Genomic DNA, 18463 nt, shown 5'->3' with positions numbered 1-18463 from the left:
GACTGACCCACCGCGTTCGCGAGCAGGCTCGCTCCCACATTTGATCTTCTGAGATTTCGGAGGCAGGTTACTGCTTCTCCAGCAACCACTTGCGCTCACCTGCGGCGAACTGCGGTTGCTCATCCGCCAGCGCAGCGTTCACTGCCTGCAGAATCTCCAGCTCCTTGCCCTTGCGCACAAAGATCCAGTTGTTGCCCTGGCCATTGAGTTGCAGCCACATGCTGTCGTTGCCATTGCTCATGGACGCGCAATCGCCGGCCAGACACAAGGCATAACGATCAACGCCCGGCAGGCCGGTCACCTGGCCGTCGGCCTGGAACTGCACGGTGCCGCCTTCACCCTGGCCGCTGGCGATGGTCCAGTTGCCGCCCAGATACGCTGAATACAGAGCGCGTTCGAAGCTCGCACCGATTGGTGCGCCTTCCGGCACCGGGATCTGTGCGCGATCGAAAAGCTGCTCGGGCTCGTTGTCGCTGGCAGCTTGCTGCAAACGTCCACCGTCGCGTTTCAGTTCGCTGGCGGAGCTGCCATAGAAGTCGACTTTCCAGGCGCCGGACTCTTCGCCCAGCAGCCGTCCTTCGACGTTCTCAAAACCGTTGGTGTAGCGGGCCTGACCGGCCTTGGTGTTGACATCCCATTCCAGATTCGGGCCGTAAGCCTGCAGCGCTTCACGCAGGGGACCGCCCTTGGCGGCGGCATCGATCGCCACCTGGTTGATCCAGGTGCCGCTGATGTCACGGTCGGCAGGGTCGCTGGCGCAGCCGCCGAGAAACAGGGCGAGCAGCGAGAGAGCTAGCGCTTTGCGCATGGTGGAATCCTTTCAAAACCTTTTCTTGCAGCAGTCGGCGCGGCGTGAAGGCCGCGCCGTGCGCATCACTCGATGACCAGAATGGCATCCATTTCAACCTGCGCACCCTTCGGCAGGGCGGCCACGCCAATGGCGGCGCGGGCAGGGTATGGCTGGTCGAAGTACTTGCCCATGATCTCGTTGACCTTGGCGAAGTGGCTCAGGTCGGTGAGGAAGATGTTCAGTTTGACGATGTCCTTGAACGAACCGCCGGCGGCTTCGGCCACGGCTTTGAGGTTCTCGAAGACCTGGACGGTCTGGGCTTCGAAGCCTTCGACCAGTTCCATGGTTTTCGGGTCCAGAGGAATCTGGCCCGACATGTAAACGGTGTTGCCTGCCTTGATCGCCTGGGAGTAAGTGCCGATGGCGGCCGGGGCCTTGTCGCTGGTGATGACGGTTTTGGTCATGTAGGACTCCTTGTAATAGGCAGGTTATGCACGCATGCGGGTGATGCGGATCACCCCGGTCAAAGCGCGCAGTTTCTTGATCACGCGGGCCAGGTGCACACGGTCGTGAACGCTGACCACCAACTGCACGACGCTGATGCGACCATCGCGTTCGTCCATGCTGATTTTCTCGATGTTGCCGTCGGCCGCGTTGACGCTGCTGGCCAGCAGGGCGATCAGGCCACGCTGATGTTCCAGCTCGACCCGCAGCTCGACGTTGAATTCGCCGGTGACATCCTTGGCCCACGAGAGCTGGATGCATTTTTCCGGGTTGTGCCTGATTTCGCTGATGTTGCGGCAGTTGTCCAGGTGCACGACCATGCCTTTGCCCGCCGACAGGTGCCCGACAATCGGGTCGCCCGGGATCGGCGTGCAGCACTTGGCGTAGCTGAGCACCAGGCCTTCGGTACCGCGAATTGCCAGCGGACCTTCCGGGCTCGGCAGCTGCTCGCCTTCGCCAAGCAGGCGGCGGGCGACCACGTAGGCCATGCGGTTGCCCAGGCCAATGTCTTCGAGCAGGTCTTCGATCAGTTCGAGGCGGTACTCGGTAAGCATTGCCTTGACGCGCTCTGCCGGGATCTTCTCCAGCGAGCTGTCGAAACCGTTGAGCACCTTGTTCAGCAGGCGTTCGCCGAGGCTGATGGACTCGGAGCGGCGCTGCAGTTTCAGCGCGTGACGGATATGTGTGCGCGCCTTGCCGGTAACGACGAAGTTGAGCCACGCCGGGTTCGGCCGTGCGCCGGGGGCGCTGACGATTTCGACCGTGGAGCCGCTTTGCAGCGGTTCGGACAGCGGCGCGAGACGACGGTTGATGCGGCAGGCGATGCAGCTGTTGCCGACATCTGTGTGCACTGCGTAGGCAAAGTCGACCGCCGTGGAGCCTTTTGGCAGCTCCATGATCCGGCCTTTGGGCGTGAACACGTAGACCTCGTCCGGGAACAGGTCGATCTTCACGCTTTCGATGAATTCCAGCGAGTTGCCGGCGCGTTGCTGCATTTCCAGCACGCCTTTGACCCACTGGCGGGCGCGTGCGTGCGTGCCTTTCGGCTGCTCGTCGCCGCTGGATTTGTACAGCCAATGGGCGGCGATGCCGTTGTTGGCCATTTCTTCCATTTCGCGGGTGCGGATCTGGATCTCGATCGGTACACCGTGCATGCCGAACAGCGTGGTGTGCAGCGACTGATAGCCGTTGGCCTTGGGGATCGCGATGTAATCCTTGAAACGCCCTGGCAACGGTTTGTACAAATTATGCACAGCACCCAGCACGCGGTAGCAGGTATCGACCTTGTCGACGATGATCCGGAACGCGTAGACGTCCATGATCTCGTTGAAGGCCCGACGCTTGCCGCGCATTTTCTTGTAGATGCCGTAGAGGTGTTTCTGCCGACCGCTGACTTCGCCCTGGATGCCGTCGATGGCGAGGCAATGGCCAAGGGACTCTTCGATCTTGTTGACGATTTCCTTGCGGTTGCCCCGGGCGCGTTTGACCGCCTGGTAGATCCGCGCGGAACGCATCGGGTGCATGGCCTTGAAGCCGAGGTCTTCGAACTCGATGCGGATCGCGTGCATACCCAGGCGGTTGGCAATGGGCGCGTAGATCTCGAGGGTTTCCTTGGCGATGCGCCGGCGTTTTTCGCCGGACAGCACTTCCAGCGTGCGCATGTTGTGCAGGCGGTCGGCGAGCTTGACCAGGATCACGCGAATGTCGCGCGCCATGGCCATGGCCATTTTCTGGAAGTTTTCCGCCTGGGCTTCGGCCTTGGTCTCGAAATTCATCTGGGTCAGTTTGCTGACCCCGTCGACCAGTTCGGCCACGGTTTCACCAAACTGCGCTTGCAGCGCTTCCTTGGCGATACCGGTGTCTTCGATCACGTCATGCAGCATCGCGGCCATCAGGCTCTGATGGTCCATGTGCATGTCGGCAAGAATATTGGCCACGGCAAGAGGATGCGTGACATACGCCTCGCCGCTGCGACGGCGTTGACCGTCATGGGCTTGTTCGGCGTAGAAATACGCTCGGCGGACCAGGTTGACCTGGTCGTTGCCGAGGTAGGTCGATAAGCGATCGGCGAGGGCGTCTATGCTCGGCATGATGATTCCTGCCGAAAGCTGTGACCCCGCGCCGTGCTACGTCGACCAGGCATAGGCTTAGACGGCCTCGTTCGACTCGTCCTCGAACGCTGCGAACAGCGGTTCATCCTGGACGATTTCCTGCTCGGCGATGAACTCGTAGCTCATCAGGCCTTCAGCAATTTCACGCAGCGCGACAACAGTCGGCTTGTCGTTTTCCCACTGCACCAATGGCTCTTTGCCGCCGGTGGCCAGTTGACGGGCACGCTTGGTAGAGAGCATGACCAGCTCAAAGCGGTTTTCCACGTGTTCTAGGCAGTCTTCAACGGTTACGCGGGCCATGGTATTCCTCGGAGCGAATGCAATATGCGCGCTGCCCGGTTGGGCGAGCGGACTGAGCAGTTTAAAAAATCACCAGCGATTAGGGAAGCGCTGATTTTTTGACCAGACCCTTCAACGCGCTGCAAGCACCAATGTAAAGCGCTTGCAGGCATTTTGGGAAGTGCTGTTTCAGCCGAGCAATTCAGCCAGCAATTTGCCGAAACGCACTTGCTGGCGTTTCTGTTGCAGCTGATTGGCGCGGAAAATCGCTTTCAGATCGTCCAGCGCGTGGGCGAAATCGTCGTTGATGATCAGGTAATCGTAATCGACGTAATGGCTCATCTCGCTGACCGCTTCGCGCATGCGGCCGTCGATGATCTCGTCGCTGTCCTGGCCGCGGTTGGTCAGGCGCTGGTGCAGGGCTTGCAGCGATGGCGGCAGGATGAAGATCGAGCGCGCTTGCGGCATCAGCTTGCGCACTTGCTCGGCGCCTTGCCAGTCGATTTCCAGAATCAGGTCGTGACCTTCGTCCAGGGTTTGCTGCAGGCGGCTTTGCGAGGTGCCGTAGAAGTTGCCGAAGACTTCGGCGCGTTCAAGGAAGTCGCCGTGCTCGCCCATCTTCACGAACTCTTCGCGGGTCACGAAATGGTAGTTCACGCCATCCACTTCGCCCGGGCGCATGGCGCGGGTGGTGTGCGAAACGGAAACGCGAATCTCCGGATCGGCGTCGGTCAACGCCTTGACCAGACTGCTCTTGCCCGCGCCCGATGGCGCGGAAATGATGTACAGGGTGCCGGTGTGTTGGGTCATGTCAGGGTAGCCTTACTCAATATTCTGCACTTGTTCGCGCATCTGCTCGATCAACACCTTGAGGTTGACGGCGGCCTGGGTGCTGCGCGGGTCGAAGGCTTTGGAGCCCAGTGTGTTGGCTTCGCGGTTGAGCTCCTGCATCAGGAAGTCCAGACGCCGCCCGGCGGCACCACCGGACTTGAGCACCCGGCGAACTTCGATGATGTGAGTGCTCAGGCGATCCAGTTCTTCGGCCACGTCGCTTTTTTGCGCGAGGATGACCATTTCCTGTTCCAGGCGCTGCGGGTCGAGCTCAGCCTTCATGTCGGCGAAGCGGTCGAGAACCTTCTGGCGCTGGGTGGCGAGCATCTGCGGCACCAGTTCACGCAGGGTCACCACGTCTTCTTCGATGGAAGTCAGGCGGTCGTTGATCAGGCGAGCCAGCTCCGCGCCTTCGCGCTCGCGGCCAGCCTTAAGATCCTTCAAACCCTGATTGAACAGCGCCAGCGCTTCGGCGTTCAGCGCCTGCGGGTCGGTCGCATCGGCGACCAGCACGCCGGGCCAGGCCAGCACTTCCAGCGGATTCAGCGCGGCGGGATTCTTGATCAGCCCGGCAACGGTTTCCGCAGCGGCCACCAGTTGCGCGGCGCGCTCGCGGTCCACTTGCAGCGGTTTGCCGGTGCTTTCTTCGGTGAAGCGCAGCGTGCATTCCAGTTTGCCCCGCGACAGGCCCTGACGCAGTGCTTCACGCACGGCGCCTTCGAGGTCGCGAAACGATTCGGGCAAGCGCAGGTGCGGTTCCAGATAGCGGCTGTTGACCGAGCGCAGTTCCCAGCTCAGGGTGCCCTGAACGCCGGCTTTCTCGACGCGGGCGAAGGCGGTCATGCTGTGCACCATGGCGGTGACCTCGCAATGCAGATCGGCGCGAAACGCTGTTTCGCAGGCGCGATTTCAATGAATTTAAGCCGACTGGCAGCAAAGGCGCAGGATTGTAGCGCAGTGCGGCGAATGCGCCCAAACACACGGTGTGACAAAGCGCTGCAGCCCGTCGGTTATGCGCGCTTGAGGGGCTTCGGTCGTCGGCCGGCGGTTTTAACCAGTGCCCACTCGCGGTGCAGCGCTCTATAATGCTCGGCAGTTTTCCGTCCTCAGTACAGGTATCCCTATGAAACGTCCAAGTGGTCGCGCTGCCGATCAGCTCCGCTCGATCCGCATCACCCGCAACTACACCAAACATGCCGAGGGATCCGTACTGGTCGAATTCGGTGATACCAAAGTCATCTGCACCGTCAGCGTCGAAAATGGCGTGCCGCGTTTCCTCAAAGGTCAGGGCCAGGGCTGGTTGACTGCCGAGTACGGCATGCTGCCGCGCGCCACCGGCGAGCGTAACCAGCGTGAAGCCAGTCGTGGCAAGCAGGGCGGTCGTACTCTGGAAATCCAGCGCCTGATCGGCCGTTCCCTGCGCGCAGCGCTGGACATGTCCAAGCTCGGCGACGTGACCCTGTACGTCGATTGCGACGTGATCCAGGCCGATGGCGGTACTCGCACCGCGTCCATCACCGGCGCCATGGTTGCGCTGGTCGATGCCCTGAAAGTGATCAAGAAGCGCGGCGGCCTGAAAGGCGGCGATCCGCTCAAGCAAATGATCGGCGCGGTCTCGGTGGGCATGTACCAGGGCGAGCCGGTGCTGGATCTGGACTATCTTGAAGATTCTGCAGCTGAAACCGACCTGAACGTGGTGATGACCAGCACCGGCGGCTTCATCGAAGTGCAGGGCACCGCTGAAGGCGCGCCGTTCCAGCCTGATGAGCTCAATGCCATGCTGGAACTGGCCAAGCAGGGCATGAACGAAATCTTCGAATTGCAGAAGGCTGCGCTGGCCGACTGAGATTTTGACCACAAGGAGGACGTGATGAGTGACGAGCAAGAGTTGCTGCCCAAACCGAGCCAGGAGGTTCGCCAGTGGGCGATGTTCTGTCACTTGTCCGCCTTGCTGGGGATCTGGATTCCGTTCGGCAATCTGATCGGGCCGCTGATCCTTTGGCAGATGAAGCGCGAGAAGGACCCGTTCATCGATGCACAGGGCAAAGAAGCACTGAATTTTCAGATCACGGTGGCGATAGCCTCAATGATCTGCTTCCTGCTCATGCTGCTGATCATCGGTTTCTTCCTGTTTGGCTTGCTGGCAATCGCGGCACTGGTCCTGACGATCATTGCAGGGGTCAAAGCCAACGAAGGTTTCCCATACAGATATCCGTTCACTTGGCGACTGATCAAGTAACAGTCTGTTGTATCGCTATATGGAAATGCCCCGGCTTATCGGGGCATTTTTATTTGTGCAACTCAATAATTGTTTTTTGTTGTAGGACTAGTCTGTTGTCGATGTGCGGTTTGGCATTTATTTGCTGATATTTCTCTATTACATCGTTGGTCACAACTGATCGACCGCGTGCTTATTCTCGTTCTTGTTATTGGCGCGAGCTGGTTGTTAAAGTTGCCCGATGTAATGTTTCGGTTGAAACATTCCGATATGTTCAAGCCATCGATGGCGCTTGAATTCCCCAGTAATCAGTGTTGATAAAATCAGCCGGTTCACCCGTCGAGCCCAGGTAAACGCTCGCCTCGTGAATACTTAGCCAAGAATAATCCACATGATTGAGCTCGATTTCTACGGCACGCTCGTGGCCGCTTCTTTAGTACTACTGCTCGGACGCGGGCTTGTTACGCGTGTCGGCTTTCTGCGAAGTTACAATATTCCTGAACCGGTAGCGGGCGGCCTGGTGGTTGCCTTGCTCTTGTTGATATTGCGCACTTTCGATATTGAAGTCCGCTTCGATACATCATTGCAAACACCGTTGATGTTGGCGTTCTTTGCCACGATTGGCTTGAGTGCCGACCTTGCCAGCCTGAAAAAGGGCGGGCGCATCGTCGGCATCTTCCTGTTGGCGGTCATTGGCTTGCTGGTGGTGCAGAACGCCATGGGCATCGGATTGGCAACCTTGCTCGGACTCGATCCTTTGATGGGCTTGCTGACGGGTTCGATCACATTGGCCGGCGGCCACGGTACTGGCGCCGCATGGGGCGCGGTATTCAGCGAGAAATATGGCCTGGCCTCGGCTTCGGAGCTGGCGCTGGCCTCAGCGACGTTCGGTCTGGTGCTTGGTGGTCTGATCGGTGGGCCCGTCGCGCGGTTGCTGATCAAGCGCGTGCAAGTGCCAGGTTGCAATCCGCAACAAGCGCCGCGACTGCCAAGAGGTTTTGAACAGCCGAACAAGGAACGCTCGATCACGCCGTTTTCTTTCGTCGAAACGCTGGCGCTGATTGCCGTCAGCCTGCTCGCTGGCAATCTTTTGAATGGTTTGCTGCAAGGCACTGCTTTCGAGCTGCCGACGTTTGTTTGCGTGCTGTTTGTGGGTGTGGTTTTGCGCAACAGTCTGTCAGCGCTTGGCTTGTATCAGGTATTCGAGCGCGAAGTTTCCGTGCTCGGCAATGTCAGCCTCTCGCTGTTTCTGGCAATCGCGCTGATGTCGCTGAAGTTGTGGGATCTGGCGGCCCTGGCATTGCCGATCTTCATCATTCTGGCCGTGCAGGCTCTGGTCATGGCGCTGTTCGCGATTTTCGTAACGTTCCGGGTGATGGGCGCCAACTACGATGCCGCAGTGCTGGCTGCGGGACATTGCGGCTTCGGTCTGGGCGCCACGCCGACGGCGATTGCCAACATGCAAGCGGTGACGCAGCGCTATGGGCCATCGCAGATCGCGTTTCTGGTGGTGCCGATGGTAGGAGCGTTCTTCATCGATATCGTCAACGTCATTGTGATCAAGCTGTACCTGACCTTGCCATTCTTCGCTGCCGTCTAGAAAGCACGGCGCATAAAAAATGCCCGCATCTCACGATGCGGGCATTTTTTTGGCTGCGAGGACGCTTAGATGGTCAGCGTCCAGTCGTAGTCGACGATCAACGGCGCGTGCTGCGAAAACCGTGGCTGACGCGGCAGGCGTGCACTGCGCACCGAGCGACGCAGGCCCGGGGTCAGGATCTGATAATCGAAACGCCAGCCCAGATTGAGCATCTCGGCCTGTTCGTTATCCGGCCACCAGCTGTACTGATCGCCTTCACGACTGACTTCGCGCAGCGCATCGACATAGCCCATGTTGCCGACAATCTCGTCCATCCAGGCGCGTTCCGGCGCCAGGAAGCCTGGAGATTGCTGGCTGTCGCGCCAGTTCTTGATGTCGAGTTTCTGCTGCGCAACGTACAGCGAGCCACAATAAATGTACTCGCGACGTTTGCGTCGCTGTTTGTCCAGGTACTTGCCGAAATCGTCCATGAGCTTGAACTTCTGGTTCAAGTCCTCATCGCCGTTCATCCCCGAAGGAAACAGCAAGGTGGCAATACTGACTTTGTCGAAATCTGCTTGCAGGTAGCGCCCGTAGCGGTCGGCCGTCTCGAAACCGAGACCGCTGATGACAGCCTTCGGTTGCAACCGCGAATACAAAGCCACGCCGCCTTGGGCAGGGACTTCAGCATCGCAGGCATAAAGGAAGTAGCCATCCAGTTGGAAGGCTGGGTCATCCAGTTCAAAGGCGGAGGCACGGGTGTCCTGCAGGCAGATGACGTCGGCATTCTGGGCTTGCAGCCAACTGAGCAAACCGCGCTCGACTGCCGCCTGAATACCATTGACGTTCACACTGATGATCCGCATAAATGGCCCCAAAAATCGCGTGCGTGTATGATACACGGCGTCAAGCTAATTAGCTAAATCCGTGGTATTTGGGGTTTTTTTCATGCAAGCGTATCAGCGCGATTTCATTCGTTTTGCCATCGATCGCGGCGTTTTGCGCTTCGGTGAGTTCACCCTGAAGTCCGGGCGCACCAGTCCCTACTTCTTCAATGCCGGCCTGTTCAACTCCGGTTCGGCCTTGGCGCAGCTGGGACGTTTTTACGCCGCAGCCATCGCCGAAAGCGGCATCTCCTTCGATGTCCTGTTTGGCCCGGCCTACAAAGGCATCCCGCTGGCAGCAACCACTGCCGTTGCGCTGGCCGAGCATCACGACCGTGACCTGCCGTGGTGCTTCAACCGCAAGGAAGCCAAGGCCCACGGCGAAGGCGGCAGCCTGGTCGGCGCACCGTTGACTGGCGACGTCTTGATCATCGACGACGTGATCACCGCCGGCACCGCCATTCGTGAAGTGATGCAGATTATTGCTTCCCAGGACGGCGCCAAGGCTGCCGGTGTGCTGATCGCACTGAACCGCCAGGAGCGTGGCAACGGCGAGTTGTCGGCCATCCAGGAAGTCGAGCGTGACTTCGGCATTCCGGTGATCAGCATCGTCTCGCTGAATCAGGTGCTGGAGTTCCTTGCCGACGATCCGCAGCTCAAGCAGCATCTGCCAGCCGTGGAGGCGTACCGCGCGCAATTTGGCGTGTGACCAATGTGGGAGCCAGCCTGCTCGCGAATGGCCGCCACACTGAACGATGTGAGGCGAATACCGCTTTCGCGAGCAGGCTCGCTCCCACAATAAGAAGACCCGGTTCAGGCAGGCTGAACCGGGTCTTTTTTTGTTGGCGATCAACGCAGATTTCGCCATTTCATCAGCAGTCTCAGCGCCAATGCAGCGTTCACTAGCGCAAACACCAGCAGCGCTACAACCACCATCACGTACAACGTGCGATCCACATCGAAATCCCAAAGGTCCAGCGTGCTGCTGCGCATGATCCCGACTGCTGCCGGCAAGTTAACGTAAAACAGCGCCACGAAAGCGCACGTCAATGGCAATGCTCGCCAGTAGAAAGCAGCCATCACCTTGTCTCGACTGCGCTTGCGGGCCTGCGAACCTTTTTGAAATTCATCCTCAGCCAGCGCTTCATTGAGCGCCGGCCACGCCAGATTGAACATGAACGTGGTCAGGGTCAGCAGCAGGCCACTGACCGCGACGATGTCACTGAACGGCATTCAGACCCAGCGTTGCACAGAGCAATGCGTGGGAATCTTCGCTGATCTCGAATTGCCCGGCGCTGCCCTTGCGTTTGGTGATGGGTTTGAAGGTCGGCTCGTTCTGGGTGATGAGCATGTTCAATTCATCGCGGATCACGTCCGAGCTGATCACCACCAGAAACACGTTTTGCGCATGCTCGGCGGACTGGATTACGGCGCGCATGCTGTGCTGCAGGATGTCGTCGAGCTGGTTGCGAAAACGCGAAACGGTGTTTTTCAGCAGGGTTTTGCTTTGGCTCTGGGTCAGCTGAAAGATTGTCGAGATCTGCGATTCGGTCGGCAGGGTTTGCCCGAAGTAACTCTGAATCAGATACAGCAGGCGATCCTGCTTGGCTTCGTCGGCCCGGCTGGGCATGCCGCCCTCGACCAGCATTTTCAGGTATTCGGTCAGGCTGGCTTTGGCGATGCGCTCCAGCGCATGGGCGATTTCGTCGTCGCCGATGCGCAAGGTCTTTTTCACCGGTTCCTTCTGTTCCTGCTCGAAAGCGTCAGCGTCGATCGTGAACGAGATCTGCATGAGTCGCCGCTCCGGTTATTTGTCGCTGGCGGCTGGGTAGGGATCCTGGGGTGCATCTCCCTGGCCGGTGAGCACTTTCCAGCCCTTGAGTGGGTGAGAGGCTTCGGTGAAGTCAGGGCAGGGCGGCATCGAAGTCTGCGAAGGGGCTGAATACTCTCGGCCGCAGTCCACACAGGCGTAGGTGCCAGCTGAAATGTCACTGCCGTAAGGAACGCTGTTTTTTTGCATGGGAAGATCTCCGTTGGATGAGGGGAAGATCCTATGGAGATTTATTCTGAAGGGATGTCGGACGTTTCGCTGTGTGGAGTCAGGCTTTTCCTGCGCACAAAAAAAGATCGCAGCCTTCGTCAGTTCCTGCAAAAGCGGATTCTCGCGTGTGCGAAATCCCTGTAGGAGCTGTTGAAGGCCGCGATCTTTTCCTTTCAGCTATTAGCGATCAAGGACGCTTGCGATTGCTGATCAGCGTGCCCACGCCGGTATCAGTGAAGATTTCCAGCAGAATCGCGTTCGGCACACGACCGTCGATGATCAACGAGCTGCCAACCCCACCCTGAACCGCTTCCAGTGCGCAGCGGATCTTCGGCAGCATGCCGCCGTATATCGTGCCGTCGGCAATCAGATCGTCGACCTGCTGCGTGCTCAGGCCGGTCAACACGGTGCCCGACTTGTCCATCAGGCCGGCAATGTTGGTCAGCAGCATCAGCTTTTCAGCTTTCAGTGCTTCGGCAACCTTGCCCGCCACCAGATCGGCGTTGATGTTGTACGACTCACCGTTCTCACCGACGCCAATCGGTGCGATGACCGGGATGAAGTTGCCTTTGACCAGCAGGTTCAGCAGTTCGGTGTTGATGCCGACGACTTCGCCAACGTGGCCGATGTCGATGATTTCCGGCTGGGTCATCGCCGGGTTCTGGCGGGAGACGGTGAGCTTCTTCGCCCGGATCAGCCCGGCATCTTTACCGGTCAGGCCGATGGCGCTGCCGCCATGGCGGTTGATCAGGTTGACGATGCTTTTGTTGACCTGACCGCCAAGGACCATTTCCACCACGTCCATGGTCGCCGCGTCGGTGACGCGCATGCCGTCGACGAAATGGCTTTCGATCGACAGGCGCTTGAGCAGATCACCGATCTGCGGGCCGCCACCGTGCACGACCACCGGGTTGATGCCCACGGCTTTCATCAGCACGATGTCGCGGGCGAAGCCGGTTTTCAGCTCCTCGCTTTCCATCGCGTTGCCGCCGTATTTGATCACCAGGGTCTTGCCGACATAGCGTCGGATGTAAGGCAGCGCTTCGGACAGGACCTTGGCAGTGTTGGCGGCGGCTTCGCGTTCGAGGGTCATTCAGGGCTCCGGGTGGATCAGAACGGTAGTTGGAGATCAGGTGCAACGCGTTTCAGTTGGGCGTGGAACACATCCTTGATGCGCTGCAATTCAGCCTCGTCATCGGCCTCGAAGCGCAGCACCAGCACCGGTGTGGTGTTGGACGCGCGCACCAGGCCCCAGCCTTTGGCGTAATCGACCCGCACGCCGTCGATGGTGGTCAGGCCGGCGCCTTCGCCCCACTGAGCATCGTGCAGTGCATCAATGATGCTGAATTTGCTCTCTTCGGTCACATGGATATTGATTTCCGGCGTGGAAATATCGTTCGGGAAGGTCGCAAACAGCTCTTCCGCAGTGGATTTTTCCTTGCTGAGGATCTCCAGCAGACGTGCGGCGCTGTAGATGCCGTCGTCGAAACCGAACCAGCGCTCCTTGAAGAAAATGTGCCCGCTCATTTCGCCGGCCAACAGCGCGCCGGATTGCTTCATTTTCTTTTTGATCAACGAGTGACCGGTCTTCCACATTAGCGGCCGACCGCCGTATTCCTTGATCAGCGGCACCAAACGGCGAGTGCATTTAACGTCGAAGATGATTTCCGCGTCCGGGTTACGCGCCACTACGTCGCGAGCGAACAGCATCAGCAGACGATCCGGGTAGACGATACTGCCGGTGTTGGTCACCACGCCGACGCGGTCGCCGTCACCGTCGAAGGCCAGGCCGATATCGGCGTTGGTTTCCTTGACCTTGGCGATCAGGTCGACAAGGTTTTCCGGTTTGCCCGGGTCCGGGTGATGGTTAGGGAAGTTGCCGTCGACTTCGCAGAACAGCGGGATGACTTCGCAGTTCAGCGCTTCGATCAGTTGCGGGGCGATCACGCCGGCCGCGCCGTTGCCGCAGTCGACCACGACTTTCAGGCGACGAGCGAGTTTGATGTCCTGGACGATTTCGGTGTTGTAGCGGTCGAGGATTTCGACTTGGGTGACGCTGCCCTGGCCAGTGCTCAGGTCGTTGTTCTTGATGCGCTCGTGGAGCACCTGAATCTGCTCGTTGGCGAGGGTGTCGCCGGCGATGACGATTTTGAAACCGTTGTAGTTCGACGGATTGTGGCTACCGGTGAGCATTACCCCGGACTTGCCGGCCAGCACGTTGGCGGCGTAATACAGCGCTGGCGTTGGCACCAGACCGACATCGCTGACGTGGCAACCGCTCTCGGCGATGCCGCGAATGAGTTCCGCGACCAGCTCCGGGCCGGACAGGCGGCCGTCGCGACCGACCGACACATTCGGTTCGCCCTGGGCCAGGCTCTGCGAGCCGATGGCACGGCCGATCCAGTAGGCGGTTTCGCCGTTGAGGAATTCCGGCACGGTGCCACGAATGTCGTAGGCGCGGAAAATGCTGTCAGGTAGCGTCGGGGCGATCTTGGCGGGGGTGCTCATCTGTGGACATGCTCCATCTCGAAAAGGGCGGGACAGGCCGGCGAAAGATTCGACGGCAGGCTCAAACTGAAGGGTATGACGGCGTTTTCCACAGAGAGTTCGTGCTATGAAAGGGCCATGACGCCCCGGCTGGCGTGGCTTTCGGCCGGCAAAACCTTGATTTATGGTGTTAAAACCTGCTGCCGATGTAGCGCATTTTTTGTGGTGAGGGGATAAACCCCCTCACCACAATATTTTCTATCCGGTTATTTGGTGCCGGTATGGCCAAAACCACCGGTACCGCGCTCGGTCTCGACAAACTCTTCAACCATTTCGAAATGCGCCTGCACCACCGGTACCAGCACCAATTGCGCCAGGCGTTCGCCCACGGTCATGGTGAAGTCGCTCTGGCCGCGGTTCCAGCAGGAAACCATCAGCGGGCCCTGGTAATCGGAGTCGATCAGGCCCACCAGATTGCCCAGCACGATGCCGTGTTTGTGGCCCATGCCCGAGCGCGGCAGGATCAGCGCGGCGAGATTCGGGTCGCCGATATAGACCGACAGGCCGGTGGGAATCAGCACGGTTTCACCCGGTTTGATCACGATGTCCTGTTCCAGCATGGCGCGCAGGTCGAGGCCGGCGGAGCCCGGAGTGGCATATTGCGGCAGCGGGAATTCGGTGCCGATGCGTGGATCGAGGATCTTGGCTTGCAAAGCGTGCATGTAAATTAAACCTGGTTCAGACGTTCGGCGATAAAAGTGACCAGTTGACGAGCGATCTTGCTCTTGCTGGTCTGGGCGAAAACCGTGGCGTGCAGCTCACGGTCGATGACGCTGCAGGCGTTTTCTTCGCTGTTGAAACCGATGCTCGGGTTGGCGACGTCGTTAGCGACGATCAGATCGAGATTCTTGTCCTTCAGCTTGCGTGCAGCGTAGTCGAGCAGGTGTTCGGTTTCGGCAGCGAAGCCGACACTGAACGGACGGTCGGGACGGGTCGCGATGGTGGCAAGGATGTCCGGGTTGCGCACCATTTGCAGGACGAAGCCGTCACCGCTCGTAGGATCTTTCTTGAGTTTATGCGGGGCGACGACTTCCGGGCGGTAGTCCGCCACCGCTGCCGACGAGATGAAAACGTCACAAGGCATGGCCGATTCGCAGGCGGCGAGCATGTCGCGGGCGCTGACCACATCGATCCGCGTCACGCGATCAGGCGTCGGCAAGTGCACCGGGCCGCTGATCAAAGTGACACGGGCGCCGGCTTCCACGGCTGCTTCGGCGAGGGCAAAGCCCATTTTTCCCGAGCTGTGGTTGGTGATGTAGCGCACCGGGTCGATGTTTTCCTGGGTCGGGCCGGCGGTGATCACCACATGCTTGCCGGTCAATGCCTGGCGCTGGAAGCAATCGGCGGCGAGCAGTGCCAGATCGGTGGCTTCCATCATGCGGCCCATGCCGACGTCGCCGCAGGCCTGGCTGCCCGAGGCAGGGCCGAAAGTCTTCAGGCCACGGCTCTCCAACAGTTGCAGGTTGGCCTGGGTCGCCGGGTCGCGCCACATCGCCTGGTTCATCGCTGGCGCGACAGCAACCACGGCGTCGGTGGCCAGCACCAAGGTTGTCAGCAGATCGTTGGCGATGCCTTGGGCCAGACGGGCGATCAGGTCGGCGGTGGCCGGGGCGATCAGTACCAGATCGGCCCATTTCGCCAGCTCGATATGGCCCATGGCGGCTTCGGCGGCAGGGTCGAGCAAGTCGAGGTGAACCGGGTGGCCCGACAGGGCCTGCATGGTCAGCGGGGTAATGAATTCGGCGCCGCCATGGGTCATGACCACGCGCACTTCGGCACCCTGGTCGATCAGGCGGCGAACCAGATCGGCGCTCTTGTAGGCCGCAATGCCGCCGCCGACGCCCAGAACGATGCGTTTCCGATACAGCCGCTGCATAGGTCTGCCTTTCATTTCGTTGATGACGGCGGCGCGATACCCCTCCCCAGGGTTGAATCGACCGCCAAAAAGATGGGCTACGATATCACAGCGACCGCTACGGAACAGCGGCGCCCACAGACAAGGAGGTGCTATGAGTATTCGCGATTGGCCGGCGGCGGAACGGCCGCGGGAAAGGCTGTTGGAACACGGCGCAGGGAGTCTTTCGGACGCTGAGTTGTTGGCGATTTTTCTGCGCACCGGATTGCCCGGAAAAAGCGCTGTCGACCTTGCCAGACATCTGCTGACGCAATTCGGTGGCCTGCGTTTGCTGCTTGAGGCCGATCAGGACGCATTCAGCAAACAAATGGGCCTCGGCCCGGCCAAGTTCGCCCAGCTGCAAGCCGCGCAGGAAATGAGCAAGCGCCATCTGGCCGAGCGCTCACGACAAAAGCCGGCACTGGAGAACCCTCAGGTCGTCCGCGATTACCTCAAGGCGATGCTGCGGCACGAGCCGCACGAGGTGTTCGGCTGCCTGTTTCTCGATTCAAAGCATCAGGTGCTGAATTTCGAGGCGCTGTTTCGCGGCTCGATCGACAATACCAGCGTGCACCCTAGGGAGGTGGTGAAGCGCGCGCTGGCCAATAACGCCGCAGCGGTGATCCTGTGTCACAACCATCCGTCCGGCAACACCGATCCGAGTCAGGCCGATCGGCTGCTGACCAAGCGCCTGCAGAAAGCGCTGGAGCTGATTGACGTGCGAGTGCTCGATCACTTCATCGTCGGAGACGGCGAACCGCTGTCGATGGCGGAGTGTGGCTGGATGTAAAAGAGCAGCGGCAAGCCTCTAGCTGCAAGCGGCAAGCTGGAGCCGCGCGTGGAGTGCTCTAGCTTGCCGCTTGCCGCTTGCCGCTTGCCGCTTAGGGCTTGAGGCTGATCTTGGAATAATCCTGCCGGCCGAACGGGCTGACGGAATAACCCTGAACATCCTTGCGCGTCAAAGCGTAGGCCGTCGGGTGCGCCAGTGGCAGCCACAACGCCTGCTGCTGGATCTGTGCCTGTGCCTGTTCATACAGCTTGGTGCGCACGCCTTGCTCGCTGGTGGTCTTGCCGGCGCTGATCAGCTTGTCCAGATCGGCGTTGCAGTACCGCGCGAAGTTGGTCCCGGACTTCACTGCTGCGCAGGAAAACTGCGGAGTGAGGAAGTTGTCCGGGTCGCCGTTGTCGCCGGCCCAGCCCATGAACAGCAGATCATGTTCGCCGGCCTTGGCGCGGCGAATCAGTTCGCCCCATTCGATCACGCGGATCTCCGCCTGAATGCCGATCTCGGCCAGATCCGACTGCAGCATCTGCGCGCCGAGACTCGGGTTCGGGTTGAGCAGGCTGCCCGATGGCCGCGTCCAGATCGTGGTCTGGAAGCCGTCCTTCAAGCCGGCCTTGGCCAGCAGCGCCTTGGCTTTGGCCACGTCGTGTGGATAGCCCGGCAGGTTCTTCGCGTAGCTCCAGGTGTTCGGCGGGTACGGGCCGTTGGCCGCTTCGGCCGTGTCTTCGAACACGGCTTTGATGTAGTTGGCCTTGTCGAAGGCGAGGTTGATCGCCTGGCGCACTTCCGGCTTGTCCAGTGGCGGATGCTGGCTGTTGATGCCCACGAAAGCGGTCATGAACGCGTCAGTCTTTTCGACTTTCAGCGTCGGCTCCTTCAGCGCAGCCTGTACGTCCAGTGGTTTTGGCGACAGGGCGATCTGGCATTCATTGCGTCGCAGCTTTTGCAGGCGCACGTTGGCGTCCGGCGTGATGGCGAAGATCAACGGGTCGACCGCAGGCTTGCCACGGAAATAGTCCGGATTGGCCTTGTAGCGAATCGCCGCGTCTTTCTGAAAGCGATTGAACACGAACGGGCCGGTGCCGATCGGCTGGCTGTTGAGTTTGTCGGTGGCGCCGGCCTTCATCAGTTTGTCGGCATATTCGGCGGAATAGATCGAGGCGAAACCCATGCTCAGCGTCGCGAGGAAGGTCGAATCCGGATGGTCGAGGGTAAAACGCACGGTCAGCGGGTCGAGGGCGTCGATCTTCTTGATCAGGGTCGGCAGTTGCATCGACTGCGCATGGGGGAAGCCGCTCTGGGCGACCTTGTGCCACGGGTTGGCCGGGTCGAGCATGCGGTCGAAGCTGAATTTGACGTCTTCGGCACTCAGCTCGCGGCTCGGTTTGAAGTAGTCGGTTGTATGAAATTTCACCTGCGGGTGCAGTTTGAACACATAGGTGAGGCCGTCGGTGCTGACTTCCCAGCTGTCGGCCAGGCTCGGGATGACCTTGCCACTGGCGGTGTCGAAATCCACCAAGCGGTTCATCAGTACGTCAGCCGAAGCATTGGTGGTGGTCAGCGAGTTGTACTGCACCACGTCGAACCCTTCGGGACTGGCCTCGGTACACACGCTCAACGCGGCGGCCTGGGCGAGGGGGCTCAGCAACAGCGGAGCGAGTAATAGGGGTAGGGCAGCGAGGCGCATGGTCGGTTTCCTTTACAGATCGAAGGCCCATCTGCAAGTGCAGTCTGGAAAAGTCCTACCCTAGAGCTCTGAATTGCAAATGACTATCCCCTTTTTGCATTTTCAGGCGCACTCTTGCGCGGTTTCGAGCGTGGGCAGCCAGATGAAAAGTCTGAATCGGCTGTAGGGCGGGATTTCTGCGACGAGTGGTCAAAACTGGCCGCAGCCTTTGTCCAAGGCGTCTGCGGCGGAAAAAATCGCCCTTTTGCCGATTGATTGCACACCGATTGTTGTTGCACCCCGGTCTTTCTGGTATAAAGCAGCGCTCTTTTCTA

Annotated in this window: 18 protein-coding genes and 1 pseudogene; 5 read left to right on the top strand and 14 right to left on the bottom strand. The window is 59.6% G+C overall.

Annotation, left to right across the window (positions count from 1 at the left end; translation table 11 throughout):
• Positions 1-67: 67 nt before the first annotated feature.
• The 6 genes from AC0IXA_RS09080 to AC0IXA_RS09055 form a co-directional block, all read right to left on the bottom strand.
• Entirely contained in the window at positions 68-808 is a 741-nt protein-coding gene (locus AC0IXA_RS09080; protein ID WP_125927416.1) for a hypothetical protein, read from the bottom strand.
• A gap of 65 nt (positions 809-873) precedes the next feature.
• Positions 874-1254 (bottom strand): RidA family protein, encoded by a 381-nt coding sequence (locus AC0IXA_RS09075; protein WP_014340863.1) that lies wholly within the window; start codon positions 1252-1254, stop codon positions 874-876.
• A 24-nt stretch (positions 1255-1278) separates the two neighbouring features.
• Positions 1279-3384: a bifunctional GTP diphosphokinase/guanosine-3',5'-bis pyrophosphate 3'-pyrophosphohydrolase gene (gene spoT, locus AC0IXA_RS09070; RefSeq protein WP_007920338.1), complete on the bottom strand. Its 2106-nt coding sequence runs from the start codon at positions 3382-3384 to the stop codon at positions 1279-1281.
• Between the two features lie 57 nt (positions 3385-3441).
• Positions 3442-3705 carry a DNA-directed RNA polymerase subunit omega gene (rpoZ, locus tag AC0IXA_RS09065; protein ID WP_008030604.1) on the bottom strand — a complete coding sequence of 88 codons (264 nt, stop codon included), beginning with the start codon at positions 3703-3705 and terminating at the stop codon, positions 3442-3444.
• Positions 3706-3873: 168 nt separating this feature from the next.
• A complete protein-coding gene (gene gmk / locus AC0IXA_RS09060; RefSeq protein WP_039757364.1) occupies positions 3874-4494 on the bottom strand; it encodes a guanylate kinase in 621 nt (206 codons plus the stop codon).
• Positions 4495-4506: 12 nt separating this feature from the next.
• On the bottom strand, positions 4507-5370 hold the full coding sequence (locus tag AC0IXA_RS09055; RefSeq protein ID WP_016770639.1) for a YicC/YloC family endoribonuclease: 864 nt from the start codon (positions 5368-5370) through the stop codon (positions 4507-4509).
• A gap of 268 nt (positions 5371-5638) precedes the next feature.
• On the opposite strand from AC0IXA_RS09055, the gene rph reads away from it, so the two are divergent.
• From rph to gltS, 3 genes are all read left to right on the top strand, one after another.
• Entirely contained in the window at positions 5639-6361 is a 723-nt protein-coding gene (rph, locus tag AC0IXA_RS09050; protein WP_024014799.1) for a ribonuclease PH, read from the top strand.
• Positions 6362-6385: 24 nt separating this feature from the next.
• On the top strand, positions 6386-6754 hold the full coding sequence (locus tag AC0IXA_RS09045; protein WP_016772541.1) for a DUF4870 domain-containing protein: 369 nt from the start codon (positions 6386-6388) through the stop codon (positions 6752-6754).
• 370 nt (positions 6755-7124) lie between these two features.
• Entirely contained in the window at positions 7125-8333 is a 1209-nt protein-coding gene (gene gltS, locus AC0IXA_RS09040) for a sodium/glutamate symporter (RefSeq protein ID WP_123441841.1), read from the top strand.
• Positions 8334-8398: 65 nt separating this feature from the next.
• Here gltS and AC0IXA_RS09035 read toward each other — a convergent pair whose 3' ends face one another.
• Positions 8399-9178, bottom strand: a complete 780-nt coding sequence (locus AC0IXA_RS09035) for an exodeoxyribonuclease III (RefSeq protein WP_016772543.1) — start codon at positions 9176-9178, stop codon at positions 8399-8401.
• 82 nt (positions 9179-9260) lie between these two features.
• Here AC0IXA_RS09035 and pyrE point away from each other — a divergent pair, with 82 nt between their 5' ends.
• Complete coding sequence (pyrE, locus tag AC0IXA_RS09030; protein WP_076564544.1) at positions 9261-9905, top strand: orotate phosphoribosyltransferase; 645 nt, start codon at positions 9261-9263, stop codon at positions 9903-9905.
• Between the two features lie 140 nt (positions 9906-10045).
• Here pyrE and AC0IXA_RS09025 read toward each other — a convergent pair whose 3' ends face one another.
• From AC0IXA_RS09025 to coaBC, 6 genes and pseudogenes are all read right to left on the bottom strand, one after another.
• On the bottom strand, positions 10046-10429 hold the full coding sequence (locus AC0IXA_RS09025; protein WP_110599844.1) for a hypothetical protein: 384 nt from the start codon (positions 10427-10429) through the stop codon (positions 10046-10048).
• A complete protein-coding gene (locus AC0IXA_RS09020) occupies positions 10416-10988 on the bottom strand; it encodes a hypothetical protein (protein WP_341638173.1) in 573 nt (190 codons plus the stop codon). Before AC0IXA_RS09020 ends, AC0IXA_RS09025 begins: the two co-directional genes overlap by 14 nt.
• A gap of 436 nt (positions 10989-11424) precedes the next feature.
• On the bottom strand, positions 11425-12330 hold the full coding sequence (gene argB / locus AC0IXA_RS09015) for an acetylglutamate kinase (RefSeq protein WP_341638172.1): 906 nt from the start codon (positions 12328-12330) through the stop codon (positions 11425-11427).
• A gap of 17 nt (positions 12331-12347) precedes the next feature.
• Positions 12348-13751: pseudogene (locus tag AC0IXA_RS09010) on the bottom strand (phosphomannomutase/phosphoglucomutase); the annotation flags it as partial.
• A gap of 239 nt (positions 13752-13990) precedes the next feature.
• On the bottom strand, positions 13991-14446 hold the full coding sequence (gene dut / locus AC0IXA_RS09005) for a dUTP diphosphatase (RefSeq protein ID WP_016772550.1): 456 nt from the start codon (positions 14444-14446) through the stop codon (positions 13991-13993).
• Positions 14447-14451: 5 nt separating this feature from the next.
• Positions 14452-15660: a bifunctional phosphopantothenoylcysteine decarboxylase/phosphopantothenate--cysteine ligase CoaBC gene (gene coaBC, locus AC0IXA_RS09000; protein WP_016772551.1), complete on the bottom strand. Its 1209-nt coding sequence runs from the start codon at positions 15658-15660 to the stop codon at positions 14452-14454.
• Between the two features lie 133 nt (positions 15661-15793).
• Between coaBC and radC the strand changes: the two genes are divergently transcribed.
• Positions 15794-16468: a RadC family protein gene (gene radC, locus AC0IXA_RS08995; RefSeq protein ID WP_016772552.1), complete on the top strand. Its 675-nt coding sequence runs from the start codon at positions 15794-15796 to the stop codon at positions 16466-16468.
• Positions 16469-16559: 91 nt separating this feature from the next.
• Here radC and AC0IXA_RS08990 read toward each other — a convergent pair whose 3' ends face one another.
• The gene (locus AC0IXA_RS08990; protein ID WP_122751214.1) at positions 16560-18149 is read right to left on the bottom strand and encodes an ABC transporter substrate-binding protein; all 1590 of its coding nucleotides are present in this window, start codon (positions 18147-18149) and stop codon (positions 16560-16562) included.
• Positions 18150-18463: the final 314 nt, after the last annotated feature.

The sequence above is a fragment of the Pseudomonas sp. AC083 genome (assembly GCF_979253165.1).
Note: the sequence above shows the minus strand (reverse complement) of the source record. Positions and strands in the feature narration are given on the sequence as shown.

What these genes read in the sequence shown, in the direction of transcription:
- AC0IXA_RS08990 (WP_122751214.1), bottom strand. Translation starts at nt 18,149, where the DNA reads ATGCGCCTCGCTGCCCTACCCCTATTACTCGCTCCGCTGTTGCTGAGC.
- AC0IXA_RS09055 (WP_016770639.1), bottom strand. Translation starts at nt 5,370, where the DNA reads ATGGTGCACAGCATGACCGCCTTCGCCCGCGTCGAGAAAGCCGGCGTT.
- AC0IXA_RS09035 (WP_016772543.1), bottom strand. Translation starts at nt 9,178, where the DNA reads ATGCGGATCATCAGTGTGAACGTCAATGGTATTCAGGCGGCAGTCGAG.
- AC0IXA_RS09025 (WP_110599844.1), bottom strand. Translation starts at nt 10,429, where the DNA reads ATGCCGTTCAGTGACATCGTCGCGGTCAGTGGCCTGCTGCTGACCCTG.
- pyrE (WP_076564544.1), top strand. Translation starts at nt 9,261, where the DNA reads ATGCAAGCGTATCAGCGCGATTTCATTCGTTTTGCCATCGATCGCGGC.
- radC (WP_016772552.1), top strand. Translation starts at nt 15,794, where the DNA reads ATGAGTATTCGCGATTGGCCGGCGGCGGAACGGCCGCGGGAAAGGCTG.
- AC0IXA_RS09080 (WP_125927416.1), bottom strand. Translation starts at nt 808, where the DNA reads ATGCGCAAAGCGCTAGCTCTCTCGCTGCTCGCCCTGTTTCTCGGCGGC.
- dut (WP_016772550.1), bottom strand. Translation starts at nt 14,446, where the DNA reads ATGCACGCTTTGCAAGCCAAGATCCTCGATCCACGCATCGGCACCGAA.
- argB (WP_341638172.1), bottom strand. Translation starts at nt 12,330, where the DNA reads ATGACCCTCGAACGCGAAGCCGCCGCCAACACTGCCAAGGTCCTGTCC.
- coaBC (WP_016772551.1), bottom strand. Translation starts at nt 15,660, where the DNA reads ATGCAGCGGCTGTATCGGAAACGCATCGTTCTGGGCGTCGGCGGCGGC.
- gltS (WP_123441841.1), top strand. Translation starts at nt 7,125, where the DNA reads ATGATTGAGCTCGATTTCTACGGCACGCTCGTGGCCGCTTCTTTAGTA.
- rpoZ (WP_008030604.1), bottom strand. Translation starts at nt 3,705, where the DNA reads ATGGCCCGCGTAACCGTTGAAGACTGCCTAGAACACGTGGAAAACCGC.
- AC0IXA_RS09045 (WP_016772541.1), top strand. Translation starts at nt 6,386, where the DNA reads ATGAGTGACGAGCAAGAGTTGCTGCCCAAACCGAGCCAGGAGGTTCGC.
- AC0IXA_RS09020 (WP_341638173.1), bottom strand. Translation starts at nt 10,988, where the DNA reads ATGCAGATCTCGTTCACGATCGACGCTGACGCTTTCGAGCAGGAACAG.
- AC0IXA_RS09075 (WP_014340863.1), bottom strand. Translation starts at nt 1,254, where the DNA reads ATGACCAAAACCGTCATCACCAGCGACAAGGCCCCGGCCGCCATCGGC.
- spoT (WP_007920338.1), bottom strand. Translation starts at nt 3,384, where the DNA reads ATGCCGAGCATAGACGCCCTCGCCGATCGCTTATCGACCTACCTCGGC.
- gmk (WP_039757364.1), bottom strand. Translation starts at nt 4,494, where the DNA reads ATGACCCAACACACCGGCACCCTGTACATCATTTCCGCGCCATCGGGC.
- rph (WP_024014799.1), top strand. Translation starts at nt 5,639, where the DNA reads ATGAAACGTCCAAGTGGTCGCGCTGCCGATCAGCTCCGCTCGATCCGC.